Below are 12,226 nucleotides of genomic sequence, written 5' to 3'. Positions count from 1 at the left end.
GCTCAGCGTCCCAGTCGGTCGTTTTCAAGAGCCAGCATAGCATCCGCCACGGCCAGCGCGTCCACGTTGATTGCGACATCATGGACGCGAAACAGATGCGCGCCCTTGAGCCTGAGAATGACGCTGGTCGCCGCCGTCCCGGCAGCGCGGTCGGCCGCATCGCGGCCGGTGACGGTGCCGATGAAGCGTTTTCGCGAGGTGCCTGCCATCAGCGGAAAGCCGAGCGCATGAAGCTCGGAAAACCGCGCCATCAGATCGAGATTTTCCTGCGCCGTCTCTTTGGCGAAACCGAAACCGGGATCCAGCACGATGCGACCGTCCGCAATGCCGTTGCGACGCGCGATCTCCAACGATTTTTCCAGGAACGCAAACTGGTCGGCGATCACGTCGGGCAGTTTCTCGCGCTCTCGCCCGGTATGCATGATGATGAGACCGGCGCCGGTTTCGGCCGCAACCCGCGCAATGTCGGGCTCGCGCTGCAGGCCCCAGACATCGTTGACGATATGCGCGCCGGCAGCCACCGCCAGCCGCGCGGTTTCGGCACGATAGGTGTCGACCGAAATCAGCACCTCATTGGCGCTCGCCAGCGCCTCGATCACGGGCAGGATACGCGCCTGTTCCTCGCTGGCCGAAATAGTGGCGGCGCCCGGCCGGGTCGATTCTCCGCCGACGTCGATGATGCCAGCCCCTTCCCCGATCATGCGGCGCGCCTGGTTCAGCGCCGCTTCGGGCGCATCAAACAGGCCGCCGTCGGAAAAACTGTCGGGGGTGACGTTGAGGATGCCGACAACGACGGCCTTGCCGCCAAGGTCGAGATGGCGTCCATGCGCCAGCTGCCATCGCCTCGCCGTCATTGTTCATCAACCATGGGGCTCATCAACCAAGGGCTCATCAACGATGTGTGATCCGCAAAGGATCAATTCCGTTGCGTCGGCAACGGCCGTAAAGCAAGGTGGGTAAAGAGGCAATATGATGAAACGATCCCTGCTTTGCGCGCTGCTGCTTGCCGTGACCGCCGTCCCGGCGGGCGCGGCCAATCTGGTGAAAACATACAGCTATTTTTCCATTGGCGGCAGCACGCTCGAAGACATTGAGAAGCAGCTCTCCACACATGGACCGCAGGTCAAAAGCACGGGCTCGCGCCACCCCGGCGCCACCCAGATGGCCTTCACCACCCGTATCAGCTACGCAAGGCAGGCTGGCTCCTGCCGGATCGCCGACGCGGCCGTGACCGTCAAGGTCAAGGTGATCCTTCCGGAATGGCGCCGCCCGCGCAAGGCGGACCCCGATGTGAAGCTGTTCTGGGATACGCTGGCCGCCGACATCAAGCGCCACGAAGAACGCCATGTCGAGATCGCCAAGAACCATGCGCGCGAACTGGAAGACGCGCTGAAGGCGACCTATCCGCAGAAGGATTGCGGTACGGCCAAGGCCAAGGTGGCCGAGATCACCGCCGCCATCCTCGCCAAGCACGACCGCGCCCAGGTGCAATTCGATCGCGTCGAAAGCGTCAATTTCGAAAGCCGTATCCTGCGGCTCATGCGCTATCGCATCCAGCGCATCGAGAACGGCCAGTTGCCGCCACCGGCCTGAATTTCGTCGGCGCACGCAATGGCGCCGATGCAAGCCAACCGGGCCGAAGCGTAATGCCAGCTTTGAAAAATTTTCGAACGGCAGCCGAAATCGGCCTATACGAAACGACATATCACGGGTTGGCAGGGCACAACCCTCGAGGCACGGGCACCACGACCGATCGCGCGGCGGACACACAAGGCAAGCCCAATCGGTGACCCGGACAGCGCGCAAAGCACATGGACAAAGACTATGGACCAGGCTGCCGACAAGCAGGCCATGGCGGCTGCCGCCACACCGCTGACCGAAAGCGAGAAGAACGCCATCATCGGCGGCGTCCTCCTGTCGATGCTGCTGGCAGCGCTCGACCAGACCATCATCGCGCCCGCGATGCCGACCATCGCGCGCGCACTCGGCCACGCCGAGTATCTGCCCTGGATGGTCACCGCCTATCTCCTGACCGCGACCGCCGTGGCACCGCTCTACGGCAAGATTTCAGATGTCTATGGCCGCCGCCCGACCGTTTACGCGGCGATCCTCATCTTCCTCGTCGGATCGCTGGTCAGCGCCATGGCCCCCAACATGTTCGTGCTGGTGATAGGGCGCGCGATCCAGGGTGCCGGCGGCGGCGGTCTGTTTGCGCTGGCGCAAACCGTCATCGGTGACCTCGTGCCGCCGCGCGAACGCGCACGCTATGCGGCCTGGGTCTCCGGCACATGGGCCGTCGCCAGCATTGCGGGACCGCTGCTCGGCGGCACCTTTGCCGAACATCTGCACTGGTCGCTGATCTTCTGGATCAACATTCCGCTTGGGCTCCTGGCCATGGCGATCATCAACAAGCCGCTGAAGAAGCTGCCGATTGCAGCCAAACATCACCGCATCGACGGATTGGGCGCCGTGCTTCTGGTTATCGCCACGGCACTTCTGCTTCTGGCGCTCAACTGGGGCGGCAGCACCTATCCGTGGCTTTCGCGCGAAATCCTCGGGCTGGTGGCCTGTTCGGCCGTGTTCTGGGTCCTGTTCGCACTGAGGCTGCTGAGGGCCGCTGAACCGTTGATCTCGCTTGAAGTGTTGAGCAACCCGATCGTGCTCGCCGGTGCGATGTCGATGTTCCTGCTGCAGGCGGCGAATATCGGCGCTTCGGTCTACCTGCCGGTCTATCTGCAAACCGTCCTCGGCCTTTCCGTCAGCGAATCGGGAATGGCCATGCTCGGCCTTCTGCTCGGCACGGTCGCCGGTGCCGCCTCCAGCGGCCGCCTGATCCCCCGCTTCGTGCACTACAAGCGTATCGCCATGATCGGCATCACGTTGGCCATTGTCAGCATCGGCGTGCTCAGTGCCATTGCCGGCCACGCCTCGCTGCTCGAGGTCGAGATCCTGACCACCCTGATCGGCTTGGGCGGCGGAACGACATTCCCGGTCGCGACCGTCTCTGTCCAGAACGCCGTCGACCGAGCCCATCTCGGGGTTGCGACCGGCGTGCTGACCTTCCTGCGGACGCTGGGTGGCGCGCTGGGCGTCGCCTTGCTGGGCGCCGTCGCGCTCGGCTATGGCCTGCCGCTCTCCGCCGAGGGCTCGCAGACACACATTCAGCTGACATCAGCGTTGCCGTTCGTGATGATCTTCATCACCGCCGGCATCACCCTGGTGCTGGGGCTTGTCGCAATGACGCTGATGCCGGAAAAGGCGCTGCGTGGCCGCGACGAGACGGTCGCGCCCGTTCTCGCGGAATAGAAGCGCTTTTTACCCCACCACGCCGAGCTTCTTCTGCAGGCTTGTCGACGAGGTCGTGTACTGGAACACGATGCGTTCACCGGGGCTGATGATGCGCTTGGCCGCCTGCGCCATCAGCGCCACTTCATGGAAGCCCGACAGGATCAGTTTCAGCTTGCCCGGATACGAGTTGATGTCACCGACCGCGAAAATGCCGGGCACCGACGACTGGAACTTCTCGGTGTCGACCGGGATCAGGTTCTCATGGAGATTGAGCCCCCATTCCGCGATCGGCCCGAGCTTCATGGTCAGGCCGAAGAAGGGCAGCATGCGCGTGCATGGCACTTCGATATCACCGTCCGGACCACCCTTGATGGTGGCCGATGACAGCTGGCCGTCGGCGCCGGTCAGCCCGGTCACCTGGCCGACCCTGAATTCCAGCTGCTTCATCTCCTGCATGGCATACATCTTGTTGACGCTGTCGGGCGCGGCGCGGAATTCAGGGCGCCGATGGACCAGCGTCACGCTCTTTGCCACCGGCTGCAGGTTCAACGTCCAGTCGAGCGCCGAGTCACCGCCACCGACGATGACGAGGTCGTGGCCGCGAAAATCCTCCATCCGGCGCACCGAATAGAAGACGCTCTTGCCTTCATAGGGCTCGATGCCCGGGATCGGCGGACGTTTCGGCTGAAACGAGCCGCCGCCGGCGGCGATGACCACCACCTTGGCCTCGAACACCTCGTTCTCGTCGGTGGTAACGCGAAAGCTGCCATCTTCCAGCTTTTCGAGGCTGGAGACCATGCGGTTATAGGTGAAGTCAGGTTTGAACGGATGGATCTGCTCGAGCAGCTTGTCGACCAGCCCCTGCGCCGAGATCGAAGGCCAGCCGGGAATGTCGTAGATCGGCTTTTCCGGATAGAGTTCCGCGCATTGGCCGCCGGGCCGGTCGAGGATATCGATCAGGTGGCACTTCATGTCGAACAGGCCGAGTTCGAACACGGCGAACAGGCCGACCGGCCCTGCCCCGACGATGAGAACGTCCGTCTTGATTGTTTCGGTCATGCGATGTGTCCCCTTGGGAATGGGGCGAGACTGCATGAGCCGTGGCCTGCTGCCAAGCAGCCAGTGTCAAAGAAATTGGAACGTGGGCCGAAGGCGTGTTGAGATTCAGGTCAGGCCGAGCCGAAAATGGCTGATACCGAGAACCGGAGCGGAGCGTACTTTTCGCGTGAGCACCGGCCTACGCCGGGCGTAGCCTTAACAGCCACACCACACATGAGTGCTTCGGCGAAGGCCGGAAGCGCAGGTATCAGTCGTTTGCAGGCCGGCATCACCTGAATATCAACACGCCTTAGCCCTGGCGCTCAGGCACCCGCACCACCAGGCCATCGAGCGCGTCGCGCACCTTGATCTGGCAGGACAGCCGCGAGTTCGGCTGCACGTCGTAGGCAAAGTCCAGCATGTCCTCTTCCATCGCTTCCGGCTCGCCGACTTCCGCCGTCCAGGCGTCATCGACATAGACGTGGCAGGTGGCGCAGGCGCAGGCGCCGCCGCACTCCGCCTCGATCCCCGGCACGGCGTTGCGGATGGCGTTTTCCATGACCGTCGAGCCGTTTTCGGCATCCACGTCGAAATGTGTGCCGTCATGGGCGATGAAGGTCAGCTTGGTCATTTGTCACCTGAAGGGAGTTTCCGCCGAGATAATCACTCCGGCAGACAAGTCAACTGCCGCGCGAAAGCGCCGTTCCGTGACGTTTTTCCACAAACCGGGTCAGCGATTGATGGCGGCGATAAAATCGCGCACTTCGTCGATCAGCTTGCCAAGCCGCTTGAGTGTCTGGTTGTCTTCCGGCTGCCGCTCGATCTCGGTGGCACAATCGGCGATGGCGAAGGCGCCGACGCCGCGAGCCGACCCTTTCAACCCATGCGCCAGGAGCAGTCGGTCCTTGAGATCGGCATCGACTATTTTGTCGCGCACCGACAGCGCCTGCTGTACAAACAGCGCCAGCACCTCCTGCTCAAGGGCGCGGTCGCCCATCGTCTGCCGGGCAAGGTGTGCCAAATCGACCGGTCGGGACTGCCTGGTTCCCGATACGTCGCCCCCGGGCATTGAGAAGGCAATGCCGCTTTCGCCACGCATGAACTCGAACTCCGTTTTCTTCGGTCGCCTGAAAAACTAGGCGAATCCAATGGACAACGGGTTAATGAGTGGCCGGGAAAAATGTTGCGAAAGCGGCGCCCAAATCACGCTTCCGTTAACCTTATATTTAAAGTTTTACGTATCTCGCGGAATGCATGTTTTCTTTACCCCCCTGTGTCATTACGATACGAGGGTCCATTTTCAGCCTCCTGCGCGGGGGTACGACAACGACAATTATAAGCCCGCGGCAGCTAGTACAGGGTAGCGAAGGCATGGCAAAGAAACCAACGACGACGACGAGAACTCTCGACAGCGACGTGGCCAGGGAACTGGAAAAGGCGCTCGATCTCGACCTCAGCAGTGATGTCGGCAGCGGCGATCTCGACATCGCGGCTTCGATGGAAGATCTGGAAGCGCAGATATCCCAGGCCGCAGACGAACTGGCACGCGAGGGGCGCAACCAGAAGCCGGCACCCGCCGCCAATCAGGCTCCCGTTGCCAATCAGGCCGCGAAGGCCAAGCCCGCCGAACTGCGCCCCGTTGAGACACGCAACGGCAATGGCACGCAGCCGACGGGCTTTGCGCCGGCCAATGACGATCGTCAGAAGGATTACAAGACACTCCTGCACAGCCTCAACAGGCGTGCCTCCAACACCGTCTATTGGATCATTGCCTTTGTCTCGCTCGCCTGGATCGCGGGCGCCGGCGGGCTGGCCAACCTGCTGTTCGGGCCGAGCATCTGGCGGATCCGCACCCTTGACCAGTTCCTGGCCCGTCCCGAGCTGATTGGCCTCGCCGTCGCGGCGATCGTACCGATCATCCTGTTCTGGGCCTTCGCGGCGATGATTCGCCGCGCCCAGGACATGCGCATTGCCGCCCAGTCGATGACGGAAGTGGCCTTCCGCCTGACCGAGCCGGAAAACATGGCGCAGGATCGCGTCATGATGATCGGCCAGGCCGTTCGCCGCGAGGTGGCGGCCATGGGCGAAGGCATCGAGCGCACGCTTGCCCGCGCCGTGGAACTGGAAACGCTGGTCCACAGCGAAGTCAACCAGATCGAGCGCTCCTATTCGGAAAACGAAACCCGCATCCGTTCGCTCGTCGACGGGCTCGGCAGCGAGCGCGAGGCGGTCGTCACCCATGCGGAACGGGTCCGCGCCTCGATTTCGGGTGCGCATGAGACGCTCCGGGACGAAATCGGCGCTGCCAGCGACATCATCCGCGACTCGATCCTCAACGCCTCGACCAAGCTGTCGATGACGATCACCAATTCCGGCGACACGCTGATCGACCGCATCAATGAAAGCTCGATGTCGATCTTCGATTCGGTGGAAGGCCGGCTTGATAACATCACCGACAGGCTGTCGACCTCTGGCGAGGCCTTCGCCAGCCTGCTCGACACACGCATTGCCAAGCTGACGGACACGACGGACGGCCTGACCCGGTCGCTGACCGATCTGCTCGACGATCGCACCACCGGCATGGTGTCGCTGCTTGGCGGCGCCGCGCGCACCCTCAATTCGGAATTCGAAGCCAGCCTCAACGGCATCGAGCGCACGCTGGCCGAACGCGGCCAAGCGCTGATCAGCGAGTTCCAGACCCGCGCGGAAGCGCTGGATACCGGCACGCAGAAGCTTAACGCCGCGCTCGAGGCCCGCGCCCGGCAGATCAACGAGACGCTGGTCGAGCGCGCCCGCGAAATCGCCCACACCTTCGCCGAGAGCAAGGATACGCTGGCCGCGATGATCGATCAGGGCAAGACCCAGATCGGCGCCGACATGGCCGACATCGTCACCTCGACATCGAGCATGCTGGAGGCTCGCGCCAGCGACTTTGCCGGGCGCATGGAAGCGGCGCGTCATGTCGTCTCGCGTTCCTTCGACAGCGACATCCAGCGGCTTGCCGACGCCCGCGTCGGCATCGAGGAAGCCGTCGAGAACCACAGCCGCAAGCTGTCCGAAAGCCGCGAGCGCATGGCCGCCGCCATGCAGGCGGATCTGGAGAAATTCGCCGAAGGCCGCGCCGGCATCGATGCCGCGGTGACCAACCAGGTGCAGAAGCTGGCCGAAGGCCGCAACCTGATCGCGCGCGCCCTCGAAGAGGATCTGCGCAAGGTCAACGAATCGCGCGCGGCCATCGACGCGTCGCTCGGCAGCCACCTCGAAAGGCTCGAAGAAGGCCGCAACCGGCTCTCGCTGGCTCTCAACGAAGACTCCGGGAAACTCGTGCAAGCTCGCACGATCATTGATGAAATGGTCGCCGGTCACGTTGGGAAACTCGCCGAAGGCCGCAACATACTGTCGCGCGCCCTGGAAGCAGATCTCGGCAAACTGTCCGACAGCCGCGCCAGCATCGATGGCCTGGTTGCCGGCCAGGTCGAGAAGATCGCCGAGGGCCGTGCGGTGCTCGCCAGGGCCTTGGAAAACGATATCGCCGGCATCAAGAGCCTGATCGAGGCGCATTCGACAAAGCTGGCCGAAGACCGCAGCCAGCTCGGCCGTTCGCTCGAGAACGACCTCTCGGGCATCAGGGGCCTGCTCGACGATCATTCGGGACGGCTTGCCAATGACCGCAGCCTGCTGTCGCAGACACTCGAAGCCGACCTTGCCAAGCTGGCCGAAAGCCGCTCGAGCATCGACGGCCTCGTCGCCGGCCAGGTCGAGAAGCTGGCCGAGGGCCGCGACATTCTCAAGCGTGCGCTGGAATCAGACCTCAACACCATCAAGGGCGTCATATCGAGCCAGTCGGAAAGGCTGGCGGAGGATCGCGGACAGCTTTCGCGGGTCCTGGAAGCCGACTTGCAGAATGTGAACAGCGTCATCGCCGACCACATGAACAGGCTGGTTCAGGATCGTTCGACCTTGTCGAAGGCTCTTGAGGATGACCTCGCCAAGCTGGCCGACAGCCGCTCCAGCATTGACGGTCTGGTCGCCGGTCAGGTCGAGAAGCTGTCGGAAGGCCGCGACATCCTGCGGCGCGCCCTGGAGGCCGACCTCAACACGATCAAGAACACCGTTGCCGACCAGTCGCAGAAGCTGGTCGACGACCGCGCGCAGTTCGCCCGGGCGCTCGAAGCCGATCTCGACAGCGTCAACAGCCTCGTCAACAGCCATTCCGAGCGGCTCGTCCAGGATCGCTCGACCCTGTCGAAGGCGCTGGAAGTCGACCTCGAAAGCGTCAACAGCCTGGTCAACAGCCATGCTGAGCGCCTCGTCCAGGACCGTTCGACGCTGTCGAAAGCACTGGAAACCGATCTCGAAAGCGTCAGCGGCCTGGTCAACAGCCACGCCGACAGACTTGTCCAGGAGCGCTCGACCCTGTCGAGAGCGCTGGAGGACGATCTTGCCAAGCTGGCCGAAAGCCGCTCCAGCATCGATGGCCTGGTCGCTGGCCAGGTGGAAAAACTGGCCGAAGGCCGCGACGTTCTCAAACGCGCCCTCGAAGCCGATCTCGCCAAGCTGGCCGAAAGCCGCTCCAGCATTGACGGCCTGGTCGCCGGTCAGGTCGAGAAGCTGGCCGAAGGCCGCGACATTCTCAAGCGCGCCCTCGAAGCCGATCTGCAGAAGCTGACCGAAAGCCGCGGCGATATCGACGACATCATCGCCGGCCATGTCGGCAAGCTGGCCGAAGGCCGCAACATGCTCTCCCGCGCGCTGGAAGACGATCTCGGCAAGCTCTCCGAGACCCGCAAGGACGTCGACCGCTCGCTGTCCGGCCACATCGACCAGATCGCGGCCAGGAGCACCGACATTTCGGCCGCGATCGCCGCCGATGTGAACAAGATCGAGCAGGCGTTCAGCCGCCAGACCGGCATCATCGAGGAACGCGCCGGCACCATGGAGCGCGCGCTCTCGACCGGCGTCGACAATGTCCGCAGCGTGCTCGAGAAGAGCGCGGTCTTCGTCGCCGGCGCCTTGCGCGAAAAGGTCCTGGAGGTCACCAGCACGCTGCATGAGCAGGCCGGTGCGGCCTTCAGTGACGCCGATCGCAAGATCGCCGAGCGCGCCGAGCAGACGTCCGCTGCCCTGCTGGCGCGGGCCGAAGACATCGCCCGCACCTTCGAGGAGGCCGATCGTCGCCTCCACGCCCGTGCGGAAGATACATCGAACGCCTTGCTTGCCCGTGCCGACGACACTTCCAGCTCGCTGCTGGCCCGTGCCCATGAGGCCGCCGATCAGCTGGCCGCCCGCGCCGGCGAGATCGCCGGCACCTTCGACCTGGCGGACCAGAAGCTCGCCGCCCGCGCCCAGGCAACCACCGACCAGTTGGCCTCCCGGGCTCAGGATACCGCGGATCATCTGGCCGCCCGTGCAAACGAGATTGCAGGTGCCTTTGACGCGGCCGACCAGAAACTGGTTGCCCGCGCCGTCGAGACGGCACAGTCGCTGGCCGCCCGCGCCGGCGACATCCTGCGCAACTTCGAAAGTGCCGACCAGCGGCTCGGCGTGCGCATCGGTGAATCGGCCGAGGCGCTGGCCGCCCGCGCGTCGGACCTCGGCCGCATCTTCGATGCCGCCGACCAGCAACTGGTTTCGCGCATCGCGGAAGGCTCGGACGCGCTGTCCAACCGTGCTTCGGAAATCGGCCGCATCTTCGACGATGCCGACCAGCGCCTGGTCTCGCGCATCGCCGACAGCACGTCGACGATCGGCGAACACGCGCAGACCATCGTCGGTGCTTTCGCCAGCACCGAGCAGAGGGTCGCCGACCGTGCGCGCCAGACCGGCCAGGAGATGGCCGTGCACGCCCGCGAAATCGAGCAGGCGCTCGCCGGCGCCGACGAGCGTCTTGCATCGAGCGCCGCGGCCGCTGCCGCCCGTGTCGAAGAGCAGATCGCCAGCGTCGAGAACCGGCTCGCCTACACCGCGGAAACAATGGGCCAGAGGCTCAACGAGCAGGTGTCGACCGCCGAGGCGCAGCTCGTTTCGCGTGCCAATGTGATCGCCGAGACCTTCACCGCGGTTGGCCAGCATATCGGCCAGAGCACCAACGATGCCGCCAAGACGATCGGCGCCAACACCCGCGAACTCAACACCATGCTCGCGGCGCGGTCGGCCGAAATGTCGAAGATCCTCGACGAAACCGCGCGGCCTTTGGTCGAGCGCTTCGCCCAGGGCGGCTCGGAACTGCAAAAGAGCATGGAAGAAGTCACCGAACGCGCCACCGAGAAGCTGCGCAGCGAGAATGCTGCCCTGGTCAACGCGCTCGCCAGCCGCACCGCCGAGACCTTGTCGGCGGTCGAAGGCGCCCGCTCGTCGCTGTCCGACAGCGTTGCCGATCTCATCGGCCGCATGACCAAGTCCAGCTCGCAGCTCGGTCAGCTGATCGAGCAGGCCGCGGTCAACCTCGGCCAGGTCGACGAACGCCTGAGCGGCAGCACGCAGAGCTTCGCGGCGACCACCGAAAAGGCGGCGCAGACCTTCGCCAGCTCGGCGCGTCTGGTCGATTCGAACACCACAAGGCTGACGGAACTGTCATCGTCGACCTTGCGCGAAGTGGCCTCGATCGCCACCAAGTTCGATGAACACAGCCGTCTGCTGGCCAGCGCCTCGGACCTGTTGAGCTCGGCCCAGAGCAACCTCGAGCACACGCTGGAAAGGCAGTCGTCGCTCGAAGACCTCGCCGTCGGCCTGGTCAAGAAGTCGGAAGATCTCGAAAGGGTCATGCGCTCGTTCGAAAACCTCGTCGGCCAGACGCTGCAGAACGCCGAAGGCAAGACGATGGAGTCGGCCGACAAGATCCGCAACGCCATCACCGACGTCGTCGATTCGGCGACCAAGCGCTTCGCCGATGCCACCGATGAGATGCGGCGCACCGCGAGCTCGATCAAGAGCGAACTCGACCTCACCCGCGCCGAACTCAAGAAAGGCGTCATCGAGATGCCAGAAGAGGCAAAGGAATCGACCTCTGCCATCCGCCGCGCCGTTTCCGAGCAGATCAACGCCCTGAAGGAACTTTCGGACATCGTTGCGAAGTCCGGTCGCGGTGGCGGCGATACCGCTGAGCCACGCAATCTGCGCCCGGCACCGCAAGCGCCGGCAGCACGTCCCGCCGAGCCACCGCGTCGTGCGCCAGCACCACAGCCGGAGCTTCGCACGCCTCAGGCGCCGCTGGGTGGTACCGCTCTGCGTGGCACGCTCGACCTCGAGCGCCCGGCCGAGGCGGCACCGCGCCAACAGCGTCCTGACGCCAACACCCGCACCCCGCAAGGCGGCTGGGTGCGCGATCTGCTGACCGCGGCGTCGAACGATGCGGATCTCAGGCCGGCAGCACCACCTTCGGCGCCCGCTGAAGCACCGCGCGCGGCCCCTGCCCAGCGCTCGCCGCTGCATGTCGTGGAATCGCTGAACTCGCTCTCCGTCGACATCGCACGGGCCATCGACCACGACGCTTCGATCGAGTTGTGGAATCGCTATCGGCGCGGCGAGCGGGACGTGTTCACGCGCCGGCTCTACACGCTGAAGGGTCAGCAGACGTTCGACGAGATCCGCCGCAAGTATCAGGGCGAGGCCGAGTTCCGCGCCGCCGTCGACCGTTACTGCGACGACTTCGAGAAGCTGCTCAAGGACGTCTCGCGCAACGACCGCGACAACATCATGGCGCAGACCTACCTGACCTCGGACACCGGCAAGGTCTACACCATGCTGGCCCATGCCAGCGGCCGTCTGCACTAAGCCAGAAAGCAGGCGGGGCCGTCGCCCCGCCTGCTCCAAACCTCTCCGCACATTGAAACCATCCCACACCGGGCGGTGCGAGCCGGACGCGCTCGAGAGCCGCTGCCCTGACCTTCGGAACAAAGGC

General features: G+C 64.2%; 7 protein-coding genes. 3 read left to right on the top strand and 4 right to left on the bottom strand.

Annotated features, from left to right (window positions below; translation table 11 throughout):
* Positions 1 to 2 precede the first annotated feature (2 nt).
* Positions 3 to 854: a dihydropteroate synthase gene (gene folP / locus DBIPINDM_RS35230; protein ID WP_258583553.1), complete on the bottom strand. Its 852-nt coding sequence runs from the start codon at positions 852 to 854 to the stop codon at positions 3 to 5.
* A 115-nt stretch (positions 855 to 969) separates the two neighbouring features.
* Here folP and DBIPINDM_RS35225 point away from each other — a divergent pair, with 115 nt between their 5' ends.
* A complete protein-coding gene (locus DBIPINDM_RS35225) occupies positions 970 to 1,593 on the top strand; it encodes a DUF922 domain-containing Zn-dependent protease (protein ID WP_258583552.1) in 624 nt (207 codons plus the stop codon).
* A 231-nt stretch (positions 1,594 to 1,824) separates the two neighbouring features.
* Complete coding sequence (locus tag DBIPINDM_RS35220) at positions 1,825 to 3,306, top strand: MDR family MFS transporter (RefSeq protein ID WP_258583551.1); 1,482 nt, start codon at positions 1,825 to 1,827, stop codon at positions 3,304 to 3,306.
* Positions 3,307 to 3,315: 9 nt separating this feature from the next.
* Here DBIPINDM_RS35220 and DBIPINDM_RS35215 read toward each other — a convergent pair whose 3' ends face one another.
* The 3 genes from DBIPINDM_RS35215 to DBIPINDM_RS35205 form a co-directional block, all read right to left on the bottom strand.
* Positions 3,316 to 4,347: an NAD(P)/FAD-dependent oxidoreductase gene (locus DBIPINDM_RS35215; RefSeq protein ID WP_258583549.1), complete on the bottom strand. Its 1,032-nt coding sequence runs from the start codon at positions 4,345 to 4,347 to the stop codon at positions 3,316 to 3,318.
* A 289-nt stretch (positions 4,348 to 4,636) separates the two neighbouring features.
* Positions 4,637 to 4,957 carry a 2Fe-2S iron-sulfur cluster-binding protein gene (locus tag DBIPINDM_RS35210; protein WP_027051994.1) on the bottom strand — a complete coding sequence of 107 codons (321 nt, stop codon included), beginning with the start codon at positions 4,955 to 4,957 and terminating at the stop codon, positions 4,637 to 4,639.
* A 99-nt stretch (positions 4,958 to 5,056) separates the two neighbouring features.
* Positions 5,057 to 5,425, bottom strand: coding sequence for an Hpt domain-containing protein (locus DBIPINDM_RS35205; protein ID WP_258583548.1), 369 nt, complete (start codon positions 5,423 to 5,425; stop codon positions 5,057 to 5,059).
* 272 nt (positions 5,426 to 5,697) lie between these two features.
* Between DBIPINDM_RS35205 and DBIPINDM_RS35200 the strand changes: the two genes are divergently transcribed.
* The gene (locus DBIPINDM_RS35200) at positions 5,698 to 12,099 is read left to right on the top strand and encodes a kinesin (RefSeq protein ID WP_258583547.1); all 6,402 of its coding nucleotides are present in this window, start codon (positions 5,698 to 5,700) and stop codon (positions 12,097 to 12,099) included.
* Positions 12,100 to 12,226: the final 127 nt, after the last annotated feature.

Source organism: Mesorhizobium sp. AR02, from assembly GCF_024746835.1.
GTDB lineage: Bacteria > Pseudomonadota > Alphaproteobacteria > Rhizobiales > Rhizobiaceae > Mesorhizobium.
This window is presented reverse-complemented; position numbering and strand designations above follow the sequence as displayed.

Excerpts from the sequence above, each read along its gene's own strand:
- folP (WP_258583553.1), bottom strand. The coding sequence starts at position 854 with ATGACGGCGAGGCGATGGCAGCTGGCGCATGGACGCCATCTCGACCTT.
- DBIPINDM_RS35225 (WP_258583552.1), top strand. The coding sequence starts at position 970 with ATGATGAAACGATCCCTGCTTTGCGCGCTGCTGCTTGCCGTGACCGCC.
- DBIPINDM_RS35220 (WP_258583551.1), top strand. The coding sequence starts at position 1,825 with ATGGACCAGGCTGCCGACAAGCAGGCCATGGCGGCTGCCGCCACACCG.
- DBIPINDM_RS35215 (WP_258583549.1), bottom strand. The coding sequence starts at position 4,347 with ATGACCGAAACAATCAAGACGGACGTTCTCATCGTCGGGGCAGGGCCG.
- DBIPINDM_RS35210 (WP_027051994.1), bottom strand. The coding sequence starts at position 4,957 with ATGACCAAGCTGACCTTCATCGCCCATGACGGCACACATTTCGACGTG.
- DBIPINDM_RS35205 (WP_258583548.1), bottom strand. The coding sequence starts at position 5,425 with ATGCGTGGCGAAAGCGGCATTGCCTTCTCAATGCCCGGGGGCGACGTA.
- DBIPINDM_RS35200 (WP_258583547.1), top strand. The coding sequence starts at position 5,698 with ATGGCAAAGAAACCAACGACGACGACGAGAACTCTCGACAGCGACGTG.